The organism is Pseudonocardia xinjiangensis, assembly GCF_012911925.1.
Lineage (GTDB): Bacteria > Actinomycetota > Actinomycetes > Mycobacteriales > Pseudonocardiaceae > Pseudonocardia > Pseudonocardia xinjiangensis.
In genome coordinates this window covers 1-18,353 of record NZ_JAAXKY010000078.1, presented here as the reverse complement: position 1 = coordinate 18,353, position 18,353 = coordinate 1, and the positions used below count along the sequence as shown (strand labels likewise).

The 18,353-nt window shown below is 73.2% G+C and carries 19 protein-coding genes; 12 read left to right on the top strand and 7 right to left on the bottom strand.

The features are described from left to right. Positions 1–37: 37 nt before the first annotated feature. The 3 genes from HF577_RS22115 to HF577_RS22105 are packed head-to-tail and all read left to right on the top strand — an operon-like array spanning position 38 to position 3,686. The gene (locus HF577_RS22115) at positions 38–811 is read left to right on the top strand and encodes an ABC transporter ATP-binding protein (protein ID WP_169397841.1); all 774 of its coding nucleotides are present in this window, start codon (positions 38–40) and stop codon (positions 809–811) included. Beyond that, positions 796–2,517: a hypothetical protein gene (locus HF577_RS22110; protein ID WP_169397840.1), complete on the top strand. Its 1,722-nt coding sequence runs from the start codon at positions 796–798 to the stop codon at positions 2,515–2,517. The genes HF577_RS22115 and HF577_RS22110 overlap by 16 nt, the downstream gene beginning before the upstream one ends. Beyond that, positions 2,514–3,686, top strand: coding sequence for a DUF418 domain-containing protein (locus HF577_RS22105; protein ID WP_211174656.1), 1,173 nt, complete (start codon positions 2,514–2,516; stop codon positions 3,684–3,686). Before HF577_RS22110 ends, HF577_RS22105 begins: the two co-directional genes overlap by 4 nt. A gap of 7 nt (positions 3,687–3,693) precedes the next feature. On the opposite strand, the gene HF577_RS22100 is transcribed toward HF577_RS22105, so the two are convergent. Beyond that, positions 3,694–4,467 carry an enoyl-CoA hydratase-related protein gene (locus HF577_RS22100; protein WP_169397839.1) on the bottom strand — a complete coding sequence of 258 codons (774 nt, stop codon included), beginning with the start codon at positions 4,465–4,467 and terminating at the stop codon, positions 3,694–3,696. Between the two features lie 166 nt (positions 4,468–4,633). Between HF577_RS22100 and HF577_RS22095 the strand changes: the two genes are divergently transcribed. Then, on the top strand, positions 4,634–5,341 hold the full coding sequence (locus HF577_RS22095) for a TetR/AcrR family transcriptional regulator (protein ID WP_169397838.1): 708 nt from the start codon (positions 4,634–4,636) through the stop codon (positions 5,339–5,341). Positions 5,342–5,375: 34 nt separating this feature from the next. Then, positions 5,376–6,614 (top strand): cytochrome P450 family protein, encoded by a 1,239-nt coding sequence (locus HF577_RS22090; RefSeq protein ID WP_169397837.1) that lies wholly within the window; start codon positions 5,376–5,378, stop codon positions 6,612–6,614. 9 nt (positions 6,615–6,623) lie between these two features. On the opposite strand, the gene HF577_RS22085 is transcribed toward HF577_RS22090, so the two are convergent. The 4 genes from HF577_RS22085 to HF577_RS22070 form a co-directional block, all read right to left on the bottom strand. Further along, positions 6,624–7,112, bottom strand: a complete 489-nt coding sequence (locus HF577_RS22085) for a hypothetical protein (protein WP_169397836.1) — start codon at positions 7,110–7,112, stop codon at positions 6,624–6,626. Positions 7,113–7,239: 127 nt separating this feature from the next. After that, complete coding sequence (locus tag HF577_RS22080) at positions 7,240–8,487, bottom strand: MFS transporter (RefSeq protein ID WP_169397835.1); 1,248 nt, start codon at positions 8,485–8,487, stop codon at positions 7,240–7,242. Beyond that, entirely contained in the window at positions 8,484–9,002 is a 519-nt protein-coding gene (locus HF577_RS22075; protein ID WP_312859293.1) for a MarR family winged helix-turn-helix transcriptional regulator, read from the bottom strand. Before HF577_RS22075 ends, HF577_RS22080 begins: the two co-directional genes overlap by 4 nt. A 657-nt stretch (positions 9,003–9,659) precedes the next feature. Continuing rightward, positions 9,660–9,893, bottom strand: coding sequence for a hypothetical protein (locus HF577_RS22070; protein WP_169397834.1), 234 nt, complete (start codon positions 9,891–9,893; stop codon positions 9,660–9,662). A gap of 94 nt (positions 9,894–9,987) precedes the next feature. On the opposite strand from HF577_RS22070, the gene HF577_RS38590 reads away from it, so the two are divergent. Then, the gene (locus HF577_RS38590; RefSeq protein WP_169397833.1) at positions 9,988–10,185 is read left to right on the top strand and encodes a helix-turn-helix domain-containing protein; all 198 of its coding nucleotides are present in this window, start codon (positions 9,988–9,990) and stop codon (positions 10,183–10,185) included. Between the two features lie 231 nt (positions 10,186–10,416). Here HF577_RS38590 and HF577_RS22060 read toward each other — a convergent pair whose 3' ends face one another. After that, the gene (locus HF577_RS22060) at positions 10,417–11,580 is read right to left on the bottom strand and encodes an acyl-CoA dehydrogenase family protein (protein WP_169397832.1); all 1,164 of its coding nucleotides are present in this window, start codon (positions 11,578–11,580) and stop codon (positions 10,417–10,419) included. Between the two features lie 60 nt (positions 11,581–11,640). Further along, positions 11,641–12,171, bottom strand: a complete 531-nt coding sequence (locus HF577_RS22055; RefSeq protein WP_312859292.1) for an NUDIX hydrolase — start codon at positions 12,169–12,171, stop codon at positions 11,641–11,643. 43 nt (positions 12,172–12,214) lie between these two features. Between HF577_RS22055 and HF577_RS22050 the strand changes: the two genes are divergently transcribed. The 6 genes from HF577_RS22050 to nucS all read left to right on the top strand — a co-directional run bounded on the left by HF577_RS22050 (position 12,215) and on the right by nucS (position 18,340). Next, positions 12,215–13,186 (top strand): helix-turn-helix transcriptional regulator, encoded by a 972-nt coding sequence (locus HF577_RS22050; protein ID WP_169397831.1) that lies wholly within the window; start codon positions 12,215–12,217, stop codon positions 13,184–13,186. A gap of 67 nt (positions 13,187–13,253) precedes the next feature. Continuing rightward, entirely contained in the window at positions 13,254–14,582 is a 1,329-nt protein-coding gene (locus tag HF577_RS22045; RefSeq protein ID WP_169397830.1) for an MFS transporter, read from the top strand. Between the two features lie 4 nt (positions 14,583–14,586). Next, positions 14,587–15,756, top strand: a complete 1,170-nt coding sequence (locus HF577_RS22040) for an anhydro-N-acetylmuramic acid kinase (RefSeq protein ID WP_169397829.1) — start codon at positions 14,587–14,589, stop codon at positions 15,754–15,756. Beyond that, the gene (locus HF577_RS22035; RefSeq protein ID WP_169397828.1) at positions 15,753–16,682 is read left to right on the top strand and encodes a MurR/RpiR family transcriptional regulator; all 930 of its coding nucleotides are present in this window, start codon (positions 15,753–15,755) and stop codon (positions 16,680–16,682) included. Before HF577_RS22040 ends, HF577_RS22035 begins: the two co-directional genes overlap by 4 nt. Then, on the top strand, positions 16,673–17,569 hold the full coding sequence (murQ, locus tag HF577_RS22030) for an N-acetylmuramic acid 6-phosphate etherase (protein ID WP_169397827.1): 897 nt from the start codon (positions 16,673–16,675) through the stop codon (positions 17,567–17,569). Before HF577_RS22035 ends, murQ begins: the two co-directional genes overlap by 10 nt. 111 nt (positions 17,570–17,680) lie before the next feature. After that, positions 17,681–18,340 carry an endonuclease NucS gene (nucS, locus tag HF577_RS22025; RefSeq protein ID WP_169397826.1) on the top strand — a complete coding sequence of 220 codons (660 nt, stop codon included), beginning with the start codon at positions 17,681–17,683 and terminating at the stop codon, positions 18,338–18,340. The last annotated feature ends 13 nt before the right edge of the window (positions 18,341–18,353 follow it).

Below are 18,353 nucleotides of genomic sequence, written 5' to 3'. Positions count from 1 at the left end.
GCAGTACGGGGCGCGCCGGGCGGGCAGCGTTGCCGCCATGCCGATCGACACGCCGGTGGCCCTGCACCTGGACGGGCTCACGAAGGTCTTCTCCGGGAAGCCGGCCGCCGACCACGTGAGCCTGACGGTGCCGGTCGGCTCGCTGACCGGGCTCGTCGGGCCCAACGGCGCGGGCAAGACCACCTCGCTCGCGATGACCGTCGGCCTGCTGCGCCCGGACTCCGGTACCGCCGCGGTCCACGGCATCGACGTCTGGGCGGATCCCACCCGCGCAAAGGCGCTGCTCGGCGTGCTGCCCGACGGGCTCGCGCTCCCGGAGCGGCTCACCGGCGGCGAGCTGCTCACCTACTGGGGGCTGCTGCGCGGCATGCGCGCCGACGTGGTGCGCGCCAGGGCCACCGAGCTGATGCGCATCCTCGAGCTCGACGAGGCCGAGGACCGGGGGTTGCTGGTCATCGAGTACTCGACGGGCATGCGCAAGAAGATCGGGCTGGCCACCGCCTTGTTGCACGCACCGAAGGTGCTGGTGCTCGACGAGCCGTTCGAGGCGGTCGACCCGGTCTCGGCGCGCGTGCTGCGCGGCATCCTGCGCCGTTTCGTCGCCGCCGGGGGGTCGGTGGTGATCTCGTCGCACGTGATGTCGCTGGTCGAGGACCTCTGTGACCGGGTGGCCATCATCGCGGCCGGGCAGGTACTGACCGCAGGCACCGTGGCCGACGTCCGCGGCGCCTCGACGCTCGAGGACACCTTCGTCCGGCTCGTCGGCGAGCGCGAGGTCGGAGAGGAGGAGCTGGCGTGGTTGGCGAGCTGATCCGGCTCAAGCTCGCGATCCAGCGGCACACGCTCAGCTGGAAGCGCGTGCTCGGTCTCGTGCTGGGGGTGGTGGGCGCGCTCGCCACGTGGGTGGCCGTGCTGGTCGCGGCGCCGTCGGCCCGGTCGGACGTGCTGCTGTTCGTGCTCGCCGCCTGGCTCGTCGGCTGGCTGGTCGGGCCGATACTGACCTCGGGAGCGGCCGTGCTGCGGCCCGAGTACTTCACGCTGCTGCCGCTCTCCCCGCGCCGGCTGGGGTTCGGGCTGCTCGCGTCGGTGTTCGTCGGGGTCGGGGCCGCCGTGACCGCGGGGGCCGTGCTCGCGCTGGTCGGCTACGCGGTCGTGACGGCCGGGTCGGACGTCGCGTCCGTGGCGGCCGCCGTCGGGACCGCGGTGGTCGGAGCGGCGCTGCTGCTCGTGTTCACCGTGGCGGTCTCCCGGGTGGCGTACGCGCTGCTCGGCGCGGCGATGCGCACCCGGATGGGCGTCGAGATCGCGGCGATCCAGTACGGGCTGGTGCTCTCGTCGATGTTCGTCGGGTGGCTGATCGTCTCGCCCGCGGTGAGCGCCGTGCCGGTGTTCCTGCGCGACGGGTTCGGAGCGTCGGGGGTGTCGGGGGTGCTGGGCCTGTTCCCCAGCAGCTGGCCCCTGCTGGCCGTCGACGCCGCGGCCGCGGGCGACCATGCGTCGGCCGCGGGTCTGATCGGTGCGCTGGCACTGGTCACGGCGCTGGTGGTGCTGGCCGCCGTCGCGCTCCTGACGCCCTACGTGGGCAACCGCACCGTCCGCCGTCGCACCCGTCCGTGGGGGAGCCGGGTGCTGACACGGGGACGGCTGCTGCCCGGCACGCCGCTCGGTGCCGTGGTGGGCAAGGAGCTGCGCACCTGGTGGCGGGATCCGTGGCGGAGCCTGGAGATCCGGTCGTCGATCTGGTTCGGGATCTTCGTCGCGATCTACGGCGTGATCGCCGGGATCCCGCAGCTCGCCGGTCTGGCCGGCATCGCCGTCGCGCTGATGGCCGGGCTCAGCGGGGCGAACCTGTTCGGCCAGGACGGCACCGCGCTGTGGCTGCTCGTGGTCGGGCAGAGCCGCCGGGCGCTGCGGGCCGACATCCGGGGCCGCCAGATCGGGCTGGTCGTGGCGCTGGGTGTGCCCGCCCTCGGCCTGTCGACATTGATGATGGTGCTGAGCGGGGTGTTCGAGTTCGCGGTGCCGATCTACGCGGGCATCCTGGCCACGCTCGGGGTCGGCAGCGCCGTGGCCGTCGTGATGTCGGTCGTCGGCGTGACTCCGGGGGTCGACCCGCACCGGCGGGTCAACGCCACCGACGCCGGGGAGAACGGCTTCGCCATCCAGGTGGCGCTCTGGGCGGTGCTCTCGTTCGTCGCGCCGACGGTTGCGGTGGCGGTGCCGCTGGCCTTCGCTGCCGACCCGCCGCCGTGGCTCGCCGTGGCGGCCCTGGGGGTGGCGTTCGGGAACGCCCTGGTCGCGGCCTGGGCGGGTGGTGCCGTGGCGGCCCGCCGCCTGGAGTCCCACCTCCCCGAGACCTTCGCCCGGCTGCGCTACCCGGGCACGACGACGGCGAAGGGCCGAGGGGGCGGGTTCCTCGACTACCTGTCCGGCCACGCCGAGAGTGCCGCCCTTGCCGCAGCCGCGGCGGCCAAGGGTGAGAAGCCGGCAGAGAAGACGAAGGAGACCGTCGGATGACCGCGACCGGACCCCTTGCGAGCGCCGGGTACGGCGCCACCCCGCGCTCGGAACGGAAACTCGCTCCCGACCTGGCCCGCGGGGTGATGCTCCTGCTGATCGCGATGGCCTACGCCGGGGTCTACGCCGGAGTGGCGTTCGGTGGCCGGCTCCCGGAGGGGACCTCGGCGCCCGACACCGTGGCGCGGTTCGTGGTGATGCTCGTGCTGGACAACCGCGCGTTCCCGATGTTCGCGATCCTCTACGGCTACGGGCTGGCCTGGATGGTGGCCCGCAGGCGCCAGGCGGGCGTACCGGACGCCGAGACGCGTGGCCTGCTGCGCCGGCGCAGCCTGTGGCTCCTCGCCTTCGGCGCCGTGCACGCGTTCCTGGTGTTCCCCGGCGAGATCCTCGCCTCCTACGGGCTGGCCGGGCTCGTGCTCGGCGGTCTGCTGTTCCGCTCCGACCGTGCCGTCACGCGCACGATCGCGGTGCTCGTGCCCTGCTACGTCGTCACCGTGACACTGGCGATGGTCTCCCTCGCGGCGGCTCCGGACATCGCCGCGGTCGCGATGCCCGGGTACAGCACCGCGGCGGACTGGGCGGCGCGCGCGATCGCCGTGCCGTTCAACCCGATCTTCGTCGCCGTGGCCTTCCCGCTGCTCCTGCTCGTCGTGCTGGGTTTCCGGGCCGGGCGCCTCGGGCTGCTCGACGACCCGGCGCGCCACCGCCCGCTCCTGGTCCGCATCGCTGCCGGCGGGATCGCCACGTCGCTGCTCGGCGCGTTGCCCGCGGCCCTGATCGAGGTCGACGCCCTGCGCCCGGACGTCGTGTCCACCGGCGCCCTGCTCGCCCTGCAGGTGCTGACGGGGGTGCTCGGCGGCGCGGGCTACGCGGCGGCGTTCGGCCTGCTCGCCCTGCGCCTGGACGAGCGGCGCGGCCCGATCACCCGGGCCGTGGCCGCGGTGGGACAGCGGTCGCTGACCTTCTACCTGGTCAACTCGGTGCTCGTCGCCGTGGTGCTGCACCACCACCTGCTGGGGCTCGGGGAGCGGGTGGACAGCCTCGGGGCGCTGGCCGTCGCCCTCGCCGTCTGGCTCGTGGCGCTGGCCGTCGCGGCCTGGATGGACCGCACCGGCCGCCCCGGCCCCGTCGATGCACTCCTCCGCAGACTCGCCTACCGGCGGTGAGGGGCGGTCAGTCGGGCCACACGGGCGCGCGCTTCTCCAGGAACGACGCCATGCCCTCCCTGGCGCCCGGGCTCTGTGACAGCGACGCCATCACCTCCACGGCGATCGCGTACGCGTCGGCCTCCGGCCGGTTCAGCTGGGCGTAGAGGGTCTGCTTGCCCACGCCCTTGCCGAAGCGGCTGCCGCGGGTGGCCCGGGCGAGCAGGTCGTCGACCCGGGCGTCCAGCTCGGCGTCGGGTACCGCGTAGTTGACCAGCCCCCACTCCGCGGCGGTGGCCGCGTCGATCGCGTCGCCGGTCAGGGCCATCTCCATCAGCCGCTTGCGTCCGACGGTGCGGGCCACCGGGACGGCAGGGGTGTGGCAGAACCAGCCGCCCTTGCCCCCGGGCAGCGCGAACGCGGCCGACTCCGCCGCCACCGCCAGGTCGCAGGACGCCACGAGCTGGCACCCCGCTGCGGTCGCGATGGCCTGCACCCGCGCGATCACGACCTGCGGCACCTCCTGGACGGTCTGCATGACGCGGGTGCACAGCTTCAGCAGGTCGCGCACTCCGCCGAGGTCGCGGGCCGCCACGTCGGCGAAGTCGTGGCCTGCCGAGAACGCCTTGCCCTCGGCGCCGAGCACGATGCCCGTGGCGCTGCTGCGCCCGGCCGTCTCGAACGCGTCGAGCAGCTCGCGCAGGTGCCCTTCCGACAGCGCGTTGCGCCGGTCCGGCCGGTTCATCGTGATCCGGACGGTGTCGCCGTCGTGCTTGACCAGCAGATGTTCGTAGTCGGCCATGCCGCAACGGTAGTCCGGGCCGAGCCTCGTGCCAGTCGGGCGAACCGGTCTTGTCGGGCGGCGCCGGCCCGCGTACGGTGACCTTGTGACCAGATTGATGGATCTGGTCACGAAGTCAGATGGTCAGAGCGTCAGATGGTCAGGGCGTCACGACGAGGAGGTGGGCGTGGCCGCGCCGGAGTTCGCGAGCAGCCGCATGGAGCGGGTGCTCGACACCGCAGCCGAGCTGCTCGTGCGATGGGGCTACCAGCGGGTCACCATCGACGAGGTCGCACGGCACGCCGGAATCGGCAAGGGCACCGTCTACCTGCATTTCCGCACCAAGGAAGCCCTGTTCCTCACCGTGCTGCTGCGTGCCAACCGCCGGGTCGTCACGGCCATGGCCGACCGGATGGAGGCCGAGCCCGCACACGTTCTGCCTGCCCGGCAGCTGCGCTCGCTCTACCTGGAGCTCGCGGCCGACCCGATGTCCCGCGCGTTGTACCTGGCCGACGCCGAGGTGCTCGGCCGGCTCGCACACGAGGCAGGGGAGACCCTCGGGGGGCTGGTCGCCGCCCGGGCGCAGGTGCTGACCGAACACCTGCGGCTGCTGCGCGACGCGGGATGCGTGCGCACCGACCTCGACATCGACGCGCTGCTCTACATGTTCGGGGCGATCGGGGCCGGGTTCTTCTTCATGGGTGGGGCGCCGGGGAGCCGTCCCGACCTCGACGTGGACACCCGCGCCGATCTCCTCGAGCAGGCCGTCGCCTCCGCCGTGCAGGTGCCGGACCCGCCGACCGCCGAGCTCGAGCGCCTGGCGCCCGTCATCGCCGAGCTCTACCGATCACTCATCGAGCACATCGACAACGAGTGGCGCCGCCGCGTCCGGTGAACCCGGACGGACGGCACCGGAGAAGGAGCCAGGAATGACCACGACACCGTCGTCCGTCGAACCGGACCTGATGGACCCTGCCCTCATCGCTGATCCCTACGGGGGCTACGGCCGCATGCGCGAGCAGGCTCCGGTGCTGCGCGGACGCACGATGGACGGCGGAAGTGCCTGGTACGTGACGCGCCAGGCGGACGTGCGCGTGGTGCTGGGCGATCCACGTTTCGTGAACAACCCGGCCTCGGTTCCGGGTGTGGAGGTGAGCAACGTCCGCGAGAAGATGCTCGAGGACATGCTGGGCCTCCCGCCGGAGCTCTCCCGCTACGTCACCACCTCGATCCTCGACACCGACGGCGCCGACCACACCCGGCTGCGCAAGCTGGTGTCGCGGGCGTTCACGGTGCGGCGGGTCAACGACCTGCGCCCCCGGGTCGAGGCGATCACCGCCACTCTGCTCGACGGCCTCGAGTCCCCCGCCGAACTGATCGAGCAGTTCGCCTATCCGCTGCCGATCACGGTGATCTGCGAGCTCGTCGGTGTGCCCGAGGCCGACCGGCCCGCCTGGCGCGAGTGGGGCGTCGGCCTCGTGTCGATGGACCCGAAGATCTTCCCGGGTGTGATCCGCGAGATGGTTGCCCACGTGCAGGACCTCATCGCGCGCCGCCGGGCCGAGCCGGCCGACGACCTCCTGACCGCCCTCATCCAGGCGCAGGAGGCCGACGGCGACCAGCTCAGCGACGACGAGCTGGTCACGATGGTGCTCACGCTCGTGATCGCGGGCCACGAGACCACCGCTCACCTCCTCGGGAACGGCATCGTCGCCCTGCTCACCCATCCCGACCAGCTCGACCTCCTCCGTCGCGACCCGAGCCTGTGGCCCGTCGCCGTGCACGAGCTGATGCGGTTCTGCGGGCCGGTGCACATCACGCGGGTGCGCTATGCCACGGAGGACGTCGATCTCGGCGGGGTGCGGATCGGGGCGGGGGAAGCCGTCCAGGCCGTGCTCGTGTCGGCCAACTTCGATCCCCGGGAGTACACCGACCCCGAGCGGTTCGACGTGACCAGGCGGCCGATCGGACGCGGTGAGGGGCACGTGGGGTTCGGGCACGGGTTCCACTACTGCCTCGGCGCGGCGCTCGCCCGTCAGGAGGGGGAGGTGGCGCTGCGGGCACTGTTCGAGCGGTTCCCCGACCTGGCGCTGGTCAACGAGGAGCAGGAGTGGGCGCAGCTGCCGGGGTCGCGCAGGCTCACCCGGCTGCCGGTGCGGCTGGCCTGACGCGGGGGCTCAGGCCGGCGGCGCCGTGACGCCGAGGAACTCCAGGAGCGCGTCGAGCTTGTGGTCGAGGTCCTCGCCGAACCGCGCGATCCGGGGGTCACCGAGGCTCGCCAACCGCGCGCTGGGCCGGTCGGTCACGAATCGCACTTGCCCTGCCGCGTCCTCGTGGATCGCCGCGCGCAATGGCGCACGGAACAGAACCGGCGGACTGTCCAGCAGGTACGCCCGGCACCGGCGGCAGTTGCCCTCCGGGCACACCATCGAGGAGATGTCGCCGCTCCAGTGGGTGACGAAGCCGTGGGGCGCCTTGTCCGTCACTGCCCGGACAAGGGCCTCCCAGCTCGCTTCCGCTCTCGTGAGCTGGGTGAACGCCGGCGCGTCGAACCTCGGCACGGCCTGCTCGAACCGGGCCCGGAACACGGCGAAGGACGTGTCGACCGCCATCCTGTGCACCTTGCGGGCCGCCACGTCGATCTCGCGTCGTTGCGGTGGTGTCATGGCTTCTCCCTGGGAGGAACCATAAACCCGCCGCCCGTCATTTCAATACTGATCCTGACGGTGGGTCACCAGTCCGCGAATGTCGATCAAATCTGGAGAACGATATCGAGCAGGACGGAAATGGCGGTCACCCCGGAGGTGCCGCCGACGTCTCCCGCGGGCTCCAGCGCCGCAGCGCCGGGTGGGTGACGGCCAGCGCGACCACGACGAGGACGCATGCGAGCCCGCCCGTCACCGCGGCCGTCGACGCCGAGGTGAGGGCGGCCACGGCGCCGGCCCTGGCGTTGCCGATGCCCGGGCCGCCGACGCCCACGACGCCCTCGACGGAGCTGACGCGGCCGAGGTAGGCATCCGGCGTGGCCAGCTGGACCAGGGTGCCGCGCGAGATGACGGAGATGGTGTCGGCGGCCCCGGCGACGACGAGACACGCGAACGTCGCCGGCAGCGTGTCGGAGAGACCGAATCCGGCCAGCGCCAGACCCCAGACGGCCGCGGCGACCAGTGAGACCATCCCCGGTCTTCCGACGCGGACCAGGAGACTCGAGGTGAGGCTGGCGGTGATCCCGCCCACCGCGATCGCCGACAGGAACAGGCCGAGGGTCTCCGGGTTCCCCCCGAACCGCTCCTGGTTGATCACCGGGAACAGCGCGATGGGCATCGCGAGCACGGTGGCGGCGAGGTCGGTGGCCAGGGCACCGCGCAACGCCGGGCGCCGCACGAGGAACCGCCACCCGTCCCAGGTCGAGGCCAGGCTGAACCGCGCCGCGCCGTCCGGCCGCATGCTCGGCAGCCGGGCCACCCCGTACAGGGAGACGGTGATGGCCGCGGCGTCGAGGACGTAGGCCCAGGTGAGGCCCGCGCGGGCGAGAACCAGGCCGGCGACGGCCGGCCCGACCAGCATCGCGGCCTGGAAGCTGACGTGGTTCAGCGCGATGCCGGCCGGAACCTGGTCGCGCGGGAGCAGCCGGGCCACGAAGGTGCGGCGGGCCGACGAGCCCAGCGCTCCACACGATGTCTGCGCGGCCACCAGGAACAGCACGAGTGCCAACGACTGCACCCCGGCGGCGGCCTGGACGGCGAGCAGTACGGCCGCGGTCACCGCGCCCGCACTGGAGAGCATGACGAGCGTGCGCCGGTCGACGGCGTCGGCCAGTGCGCCGCCGGCCAGGCCGAACACGATCGTCGGCACGGCCGTCGCGACCCCGATGGCGCCGACCCACACGGAGCTGTGCGTGAGCTCCCAGACCTGGTAGAGCACCGCGACCACCGCGATCTGGCCGCTGAAGCTCGACGCCGTCGTGCCGACCCAGAGCCGGCGGAACGCCGGGTGCGACCGCAGCGGACGCGTGTCGACGATCCCGTCCAGCGCCCTCACGCCTCCTGCTCCGGCCCGTGACCTTCGCCGCGCTCGTCGAGGTGCTGCGTGATGCGGTCGAGGAAGGAACGGCGCTGCAGCGCCTCCGCGATGTCGTCGACGACGCGGGTGAGGGGGTAGGGCAGCTCCGTCTCCAGCTCCGCCCACGCGCGTTCCGTCGCGCGCCACTCGTCCTCGAGGAACGGCACGAGCGCGCGGCCGCGGTCGGTCAGCGAGACGGTGCGGGTGCGGGCGTCCGAGCCGGGTGAGCTCTCGACGAGCCCGTCCCCCCGCATGGCGGTGACGGTCTGGCTCATGGCCGAGTGCGTCACGTCGATCTGCTCGGCGAGCTCCTTCACGCTCATCGGGCCCAGGTGGTGCAGGCGGATCAGCGCCATGCTGAACCGGGTGCGGACGGGCACGCCGCGCTGCGCGTACAGCTGGGCGATGTCGTCGTCCATCGCCCGCAGCAGGTCCCGCAGCGGGCGGATCGTGCTCTCGAGTGTCGGGTCGGCGTCACCGGGGGGCGATGTCACAGCGCTAATGTAACAGTGCTGATATGACAGGGCTCACGGGTTTCCGGTCGTCGCCGGGCCCGGCACGGCTGCCAGCGACCACAGGGGTCCCTAGGTGGGTGCGTGGGAAACGGGCGACTCGCGGGCGGGGAACGGGCGACTCGCGGGCGTGGGGCGAAGCGATCTCTGCGGCATGGCACCCCCGCCACCTGACGTCCTCGCAGAGGCCCTGGGTTCTTCGCAGATGCTGTGGGGTCTGCGAGGAGCACGCCCGCTCTGCGAGGACGACCCGGGTGCCGCGAGGCGCCCGGTTTGGGGGCGCGAGTTGCCCGTTCTCGTCGTGGCGCGGTCCCTGGGTGGGGGCGTGGGGAACGGGCGACTCGCGGGTGGGGCCCGGAGTGATCGACGCGAGATGCGGCTGTTGGCCCGGCGCGGGGCCAGCACGTGGATCTCGAGCGATCAGCGATCTACCGGAGTCTCGGTCGAGCGGCACCGCGGGCTGCGGCGGCGAGCGCGGACAGCGTGCAGGGGTGGCGTGCTGCGGGCGTCCCACGGCCGGCAGTTGTGCACCCGCGACATCTGCCGACCCCATCATTCACGTGGTTGGCCGCAAGCTCCGCGGACACCTCCGGCATCGCCGCGAGAACTGCCACGAGCGCCGCCCACGTGGTTTGTGGATCACCTGCCACGACGGGACACCCGCCCGCTGCGCAAGTTGATCTGCTCCTGAGCCTCCGCGACGTTCGGGGCGATGCCGCAGGAGTAGGTGCCGTCCGGGAGCGTCACCACCCAGAAGCCCCCGATCCTCTCCGGAGGCGGTGGCGCGCCGCGGTCACCTGTTCGCTCCGGCTCCACTCGCTCCGCGGACTGCTCGTCGGACACGTCGAGTCGCGCGGTGGAGTATCGCGTCAAATGCGTACAGCGTGCAAGTCACGTACTGCACGTACGACAGGTACAGCGCGTCCAGCGAGCTACAGCGAGTACATCGGCCGGTTAGCGTCGGAGCGTGACCAGTGGGCCGGGAGACAAGCTGCTCACTACTGGTGAGCTTGCGAAACTGCTCGGTGTGTCGCCCGGCGCCATCTTGAAGTGGACGCGGAGCGGACTGATCATTCCCACGTGGAGCACGCCCGGCGGGCATCACCGCTGGCGTCTCGGCGACGTTCAGGAACAGTTGCGAGCCGCTCGCAAGCGGGACGACTGACGCCGCACCCCCGCTACATGAGGTCCTCGCAGAGGCCCTGGGTTCTTCGCAGATGATGTGGGGTCTGCGAGGAGCACACTCGCTCTGCGAGGACGACCAGGATGCCGCGAGTCGCCCGGTTTTGGGGCGTGAGTTGCCCGTTCTCGTCGTGGCGCGGTCCTTGGGTGGGTGCGCGGGATCGGGCGACTCGCGCGCGGGGAACGGGCGACTCGCGGGTGCGCCGGGCCGCGTCTAGTACGAGCGGGGGAGGCCGAGTGAGTGCTGGGCGATGTAGTTCAGGATCATCTCGCGGCTCACCGGGGCGATCCGGGTGGCGCGGACGGCGCCGATCAGCGTGCCCACCCCGTACTCCACCGACATCCCGTTGCCGCCGTGCGCCTGCACCGCGGCGTCGACGGCGTTGATGGCGGCCTCGGCGGCGGCGTACTTGGCCATGTTCGCCGCCTCCCCCGCGGCCGTCTGGTCGCCCTCGTCGTAGAGCCAGGCGGCGCGGGTGGTGGCGAGGCGGGCGAGTTCGACCTCGACGTGGGCCTTGGCGAGGGGGTGGGCGATCGCCTGGTGGCTGCCGATCGGCGCCTGCCACACGGTGCGGTCCCTGGCGTAGGCGGCGCCCTTGCGCAGGGCGTAGCGGGCGAGGCCGTTGACGTAGGCCGCCACGGTGATCCGCTCCGGGTTGAGGCCGGCGAACAGCGCCGCAAGCCCGGCCTCCTCCCCGCCGACCAGCGCGTCGTCGGGCACGAACGCGTCGTCGAAGTAGATCGTGAACTGCTTCTCGGGGCTGTGGATGGCCATCTCGATCGGCTGGTAGGTCATCCCCGGCGTGTCCGTGGGCACGATGAACATCGCGGGGCGCAGGGTGCCGGCGGCCGCGTCCTCGAGGCGGGCGACCACGAGCGTCGCGTCCGTCTCGTCCACGCCGGAGATGTAGTACTTGGTGCCGCTCAGCCGCCACCCGCCGCCGTCGGGGTCGCGGCGGGCGGTGGTGGTGATCCGGTGCGAGTTCGATCCCGCGTCCGGTTCGGTGATCGCGAACGACATCCGGACGGAGCCGTCGGCGAAACGGGGGAGCCAGCGCTCCTTCTGGTCGGTGGTGCCGGACCTCGCGATCACCGAGGCGGCGATCGCGGGCGAGACCACGATCAGCAGCAACGGGCAGCCCGCCGCGGCGATCTCCTCGGCGACGATCGTGAGCTCGACCATCCCCGCGCCGCCGCCCCCGTACTCGGCGGGCACCGCCACGCCGAGGTAGCCGGCCGCGGCGGCATCGGCCCACAGCTCGGTGGTCTTGGCGCCGGTCCGCGCCTTCTCCAGGAGGTAGCCGTGGCCGTACTTCGCCGCCATCGCGGCGACGGAGGACCGCAGCAGCCGTTGCTCGTCGGTCTCGCGCAGGTCCATGCGGCGGTCCCTTTCCGGTCGAATCGGTCGTGTCGGCCAGATCTTGCCCCGTCTCCGCTCTCAGCGGCGATCGTGCAGCTGCAGGAGCAGGTAGGCGGCGAGGCTCTGGGAGTCCGTCATCTCGCCGGAGCGGGCCATCGCCTCGAACTCCGTCGTGGTGAACCAGGCCGCGCGCATGTCCTGCTCGGTGTGCTCGCGCTGCGTGGGTCCCTCGGTGAGCTCGGTGGCCAGCCAGATGGTGCCGGTCTGGCTCGACATCCCGGGCGCCACCTCGAGCCGGCCGATCAGCTCCATCCGGCCGGCCACGAGCCCGGTCTCCTCCCGCAGCTCCTGCACCGCCAGGTCGGCGGGGTCGACCTCGGCCCGGCCGGGGGCCGTGCCCGCCGGGAACTCCCAGCGGCGCCGCCCCACCGGGTAACGGAACTGCTCCACCATCTGCAGCCGGTCGCCGTCACGCGGGATCACCAGTGCGAAGGTCGGCTTGTCGATCACGCCGTAGATGCCGTTCGAGCCGTCGGGGCGGCGCACGGCGTCCTCACGGACGGACATCCAGTTGTTGGCGTAGACCTGGCGGGTACTGAGCGTCTCCACATGACCACCGTGCCGGTCTGCCGGGATCGGGCACGATCCGGGGGTGCGCGCGTCCCGGATGGTCACCCTGCTGTTCACCCTGCAGCGCCTGCGCGGGGCGACGGCGTCCGAGCTGGCGCGCGAGCTGGAGGTCTCCGAGCGGACGATCTACCGCGACGTCGCTGCGCTCTCCGCCGCGGGGGTGCCGCTGTTCACCGAGCCCGGACGCGGCGGCGGCATCCGGCTCGTCGAGGGCTGGCGCACCCGGCTGGACGGGCTGACGGCGCAGGAGGCGGCGGCGCTCTTCGCGGTGGGCGCGCCGCAGGTGCTCGCCGAGCTGGGCATGAGCGCTGCGCTGGCCGGGGCGCAGGCCAAGCTGCTCGCCACCCTGCCGGCGGAGCTGCGGGAGCACGCCCGGACCGTCGCGGAGCGCTTCCACCTCGACGCGCCCGGCTGGTTCCACACCCCGCAGCAGGTGACGCAGCTCGCCGCGGTCGCCGAGGCGGTGTGGGAGCAGCGGCGTCTGCGCATCTCCTACCGGCGGCGCTCCGACGTCGTGGAGCGGACGGTCGAACCGCTCGGGCTCGTGCTCAAGGCGGGGACGTGGTACCTGGCCTCGCGGAGCGGGGAGAACGTGCTCACCTACCGGGTCGACCGGATCGCCGCGGCGGAGCCGACGGGCGAGGGTTTCACGCGGCCGGACGGGTTCGACCTCGCGGAGTGGTGGGCGGGGGCGGCCGGCCGGTTCGAGAGCCAGATGCTGCGGGAGACGGTGCGGTTGCGGCTCGGGCCGCGGGGGCTGAAGTGGTTGTCGCACGTCGCCGACTCCGACGCGGCGGTGCGGGCCGTGGCGCACGCCGGGCCGCCGGACGCCGAGGGCTGGCGCGAGGTGGAGCTCGACGTGGAGAGCGTCCCGGTCGCGGCGGGCCAGCTCACGGGGCTCGGCGGTGAGGTGGAGGCGCTGGAGCCGCCCGAGCTGCGGGTCGCGCTGGCCGCTGCGGGTGCCGCGCTCGCGGCCCGCAACGCGCCGATGTGAGCCGCGTGTCAATCGTTGACATTCCCGCCTTCCGGTGGTGAGCATTATTGCCATCGAGGGAGGCGGGATGACCACCACGCGCGGAGCCGGCACCGGCGAGACCGGCACCGGCAGTTCCCGGCGCGCGGTCGTCGCGGGCACGGTCGGCAACTTCATCGAGTGGTACGAGTTCGGCGTCTACGGCTTCTTCGCCACGATCATCGCCGCCAACTTCTTCAGCCCCGACGGAGCGGGCGGGCTGGAGAGCCTGATCAAGACCTACGCGTCGTTCGCGCTGGCCTTCTTCTTCCGGCCGGTCGGGGCCGCGCTGTTCGGTCGGGTCGGCGACCGGATCGGCCGCAAGCCCACCCTCGTGCTCGTCCTGCTGCTGATGACCGGGGCGACCTTCCTGATCGGCGTGCTGCCCACCTACGCCACCGTCGGTGCCGCGGCGCCGTGGCTGCTCACGCTCGTCCGGGTGCTGCAGGGCCTCTCCGCCGGGGGTGAGTTCGGCGGGGCGGTCTCGGTGATGACGGAGTTCGCGCCCGCCGGGAAGCGCGGGCTCTACGGCTCGTGGCAGTCCTTCACCGTGGCGCTCGGGCTGCTCGCCGGTGCCGGGCTCGCGGCGATCCTGGGCGCGGTGCTCACCGCCGACCAGCTCGCGCTGTGGGGATGGCGGGTGCCGTTCCTGCTCGCGCTGCCGCTGGGCCTGGTGGCGCTCTGGCTGCGGCTGCGGCTGGAGGAGACGCCGTCGTTCCGCCGGGCGGCCGCGGCCCCGCACGCAGCGGTGGGCGGCGAGCCCGTCGCGGTGCCCGGTGCCGCCGCGACCGCGCGAGCCATCGCGGTGGGGGCGGCGCGCCTGATGGGCTGGTCGGCCGCGGGCTACACGTTCCTCGTCGTGATGCCCGCCTACCTGCAGTCGTCGCTGGGCGCGTCGTTCCAGCAGGCGCTGGTGGCCACGGTGCTGGCGAACGCCGGTTTCGCGCTGACGATCCTGCCCGCGGGTGTGCTCAGCGACCGGATCGGCAGGCGTTCGGTGATGCTCACCGGCACCGTGCTGATCGTCGTGCTGGCCCTGCCGTTGCTGAACATCCTGCAGGACCGCGGCAGCGGCACGTTCCTGCAGGGCCTCGCCGTGCTGGTGGCGGGCGCGGTCGTCGGCCTCATCGCCGGACCGGGACCGGCGATGCTGTCGGAGATGTTCCCGACCGGCGTCCGCTACACGGGGCTCGGCCTGGCCTACTCGTTGTCGAACGCGGTCTTCTCCGGCTCCGCGGGCCTGATCATCACGGCGCTGATCGCCCAGACGTCCGATGTGGACATTCCGGCCTACTACGTGATGGCCACCTGCGTGGTCAGCGCCGCCGCACTGGCCACGCTGCGCCGCGACGGCCATCGCAGGCCGTTGGGGGAGTGAGGGCGTGCGGGTGATCGGGATGATGTCCGGGACGTCCTTCGACGGGATCGACGCGGCGGCGGCCGACCTCCGGTTCGACGGCGACCGGATCGTGCTGCGCCTGCTCGGCGGGGTCAGCACGCCCTACCCGGACGAGCTGCGCGCCCGGATCGCCGCGGCACTGCCCCCGGCCGCCACCACGATCGAGGAGGTCTGCCGGCTGGACGCCGGTATCGGGCAGGCCTTCGCCGAGGCCGCCGCCGACGCGAACGCGCAGCTGTGCGCCGGGCGAGCGGACCTCGTCGTCGCGCACGGTCAGACCGTCTTCCATTGGGTCGACGGGAGCACCGTCCGCGGCACGCTGCAGATCGGTCAGCCCGCCTGGATCGCCGAGCGCACCGGCTGCGCGGTGGTGGCCGACCTGCGCAGCCGCGACGTCGCCGCGGGCGGCCAGGGCGCCCCGCTGGTGAGCATGGTCGACGTGCTGTGGCTGCGCGGACGCCCCGGTGCGCCGGTGGCGCTCAACCTCGGTGGCATCGCCAACGTGACGGTCGCCCCGCCCGGCGCGGACCCGATCGCGTTCGACACCGGTCCGGCCAACGCGCTGCTCGACCTGGCGGTGTCCGACCGCACCGGCGGCCGACTGACCTGCGACGTCGACGGGGCCATGGCCGCGCGCGGCCGGGTGGACGCCGCCCTGCTCGGACGGCTGCTCGACGAGCCGTACTACGCGCGCCGGGCGCCGAAGACCACCGGCAAGGAGCTCTTCCACCGCGGGTACCTGCACGCCGCTCTGGCGGGGCGCCCGCCTGTCGCCGACGACGACCTGGCGGCCACCCTCACCGCGCTGACCGCACGCACGGTCGGGGACGCCGTCCGCGGCGTCGGGGGCACCGAGGTGATCGCCGCGGGCGGCGGCACCCGCAACCCCACGCTCATGCGCATGCTCGCCGGGGAGCTGCCCGGGGTTCCGGTGCGCACGTCGGACGACCTGGGCCTCCCCGCGCTGTGGAAGGAGGCCTACGCGTTCGCGTTGCTGGGCTTCTGCACCGTGCACGACGTCCCGGCCACCGTGGCGAGCTGCACCGGGGCGCGGCACCCGAGCGTGCTCGGGGCGGTGCTCCCCGGGCGGGCCGGTCTCCCCTGGCGGCAGCGCCCTGAGCAGCTGCCCCGGGTGCTGGAGCTCGTGTCATGACCGACCTCGCCGCTCGGATCCGGGCCGTGCTCCCGGAGCTCTCACCAGCCGAGACGAAGGTGGCCACCCGCCTGGGCGCCGACCCGGGGGCCGCTGCCCAGCTCACGATCACCGAGCTGGCCCGGGAGACCGCGACGAGCACGGCGACGGTCGCCCGGATCGCGCGGCGGCTCGGTTACCCGGGCTACCCCGCGCTGCGGCTGGCGCTGGCCGCGCTGGACAGCCGCCACGGCGCCGGGCTGCCGCTGGACTCGGGTGTCGCCGACGACGACCCGATGCCCACGGTGCTGCGCAAGCTCGCGTCGTTCGAGAGCGAGCAGCTCGCAGGCACCGCCGAGCTCGTCGACGGCGACGCACTGGAGGCGGTGGTGGCGGCGATGGCCGGCAGCAGGCGGATCGACGTCTACGGGATCGGGGCCTCCGGGCTGGTGGCCCAGGACCTCGCGGTCAAGCTCGGCCGGATCGGCGTGCTGTGCCTGGCCCGTCCCGAGCACGACGCCGCCATGGTGAGCGCGGCCCTGCTCCGCCGGGGCGATGTCGCGATCGGCATCTCGCACTCCGGGGAGACGGCAGGGGTCGTGCGGCCCCTGCAGGCCGCGCGGTCGGCGGGCGCGGTCACGGTGGCGGTCACCGGGGCTTCCCGCTCCGCGCTGGCCAGGGCCGCGGACCACACGCTGCTCACGGCGGGCCGGGAGTTCGGGTTCCGCTCCGCGGCGATGGGCAGCCGCACGAGCCAGCTGCTGGTGGTCGACACCGTGTTCGTCGGCGTCGCCTACCGCACGCCGGGGGCACTCGCCGCGCTGGAACGCACGCACCGGGCGGTCTCGGGTGGCGTGGGCCGTCCGCCGCGGGAGCGCGCCGAACCACGTGACGGTGCCGGAGCCGGCCCCGATCGATCCGATGTGGATGGACAACCATGGACCTGACGTCGCTCACCACCGAGGCCCCGAACCCGGCCACCACGGACCTCGACCGGATGCCCGTTGCCGACCTGCTCGCGCTGATGAACGCCGAGGACCGGCGCGCCCCCGAGGCCGTCGCCGCGGCACTGCCGCAGGTGGCCGAGGCCGTCGACCTGATCGTCGCGGCGCGGAGGCGGGGCGGCCGGCTGGTCTATCTGGGCGCGGGCACCAGTGGCCGGCTCGGCCTGCTCGACGCCGTCGAGTGCCCGCCGACGTTCGACACCGACCCCGCCGAGGTGGTCGGGCTGATCGCCGGCGGGCGCCGGGCGTTCACGGAGGCCGTCGAGGGTGCCGAGGACGATCCCGTGCTCGCCGCCGAGGACCTGCGTGGCATCGGGCTCGGGCCCGACGACGTCGTGGTCGGCCTGACGGCGAGCGGGCGCACCCCCTATGTGCTCGGCGGTCTCGACCACGCGCGTTCGGTCGGCGCGGCCACGGTGGCGGTGGCCTGCAACGCCGGTGCCGTGGTCAGCACCCACGCCGACGTCGCGATCGAGCTCGACACCGGCCCCGAGGTGCTCACCGGGTCCACCCGCCTCAAGGCGGGCACGGCGCAGAAGCTCGTCTGCAACATGCTCTCGACCGCCGCGATGGTGCGCGACGGCAAGGTGTTCGGGAACCTCATGGTCGACGTCCGGCCGACCAACGCCAAGCTCGTCGACCGGGCCCGCCGGATCGTGGCCACCGCAGCGGGCACCGACGCCGCCACCGCAGCGGCCACGCTGGAGGCCGCGGGCGGCCAGCCGAAGGTCGCGGTCGTGATGCTGCTGGCCTGCTGTTCGCGCGTGGCGGCGCTCGACCGTCTCGCCGAGACGGGAGGACGGGTGCGCGAGGCCGTCGGGATGTCCTGACGGCCGGCGTGGCACCGGCGCGTGGTCCTCGCAGAGGCCGGGGGGCTCTGCGAGGACCGGCGCACGGCCCGGCCGCGGTCCCCCGATTTCGGGGGCACTAGGGTCGCCCTGGTGCGTCTCGTCATCGCCCGCTGCCAGGTGGACTACGTCGGCAGGCTCACCGCACATCTTCCGATGGCCCCGCGCCTGCTCCTGGTCAAGGCCGACGGATCGGTGAGCATCCACGCCGACGACCGCGCCTACAAGCCGCTCAACTGGATGAGCCCGCCGTGCTGGCTGGAGGAGCAGCCCGGCGTGTGGACGGTGCGCAACAAGGTCGACGAGTCCCTCGTGATCACCATCGACGAGGTGCTGCACGACTCGAAGCACGAGCTGGGCGTCGACCCGGGCCTGGTGAAGGACGGTGTGGAGGCGCACCTGCAGGAGCTGCTGGCCGCGCACCCCGGCGTGCTGGGCGAGGGTTACACGCTCGTGCGGCGCGAGTACATGACCGCGATCGGCCCGGTCGACCTGCTCTGCCGGGACGCCGACGGGCGCAGCGTCGCGGTGGAGATCAAGCGCCGCGGCGAGATCGACGGCGTCGAGCAGCTCACCCGGTACCTGGAGCTCATGAACCGCGACCCCCTGCTCGCGCCGGTGGCGGGGGTGTTCGCCGCTCAGCAGATCAAGCCGCAGGCGCGCACGCTCGCCGAGGACCGCGGTATCCGGTGCGTCGCCGTCGACTACGACGCGTTGCGCGGCACCGAGAGCAAGGACCTGCGCCTCTTCTGAGCCGCCCCCGGCC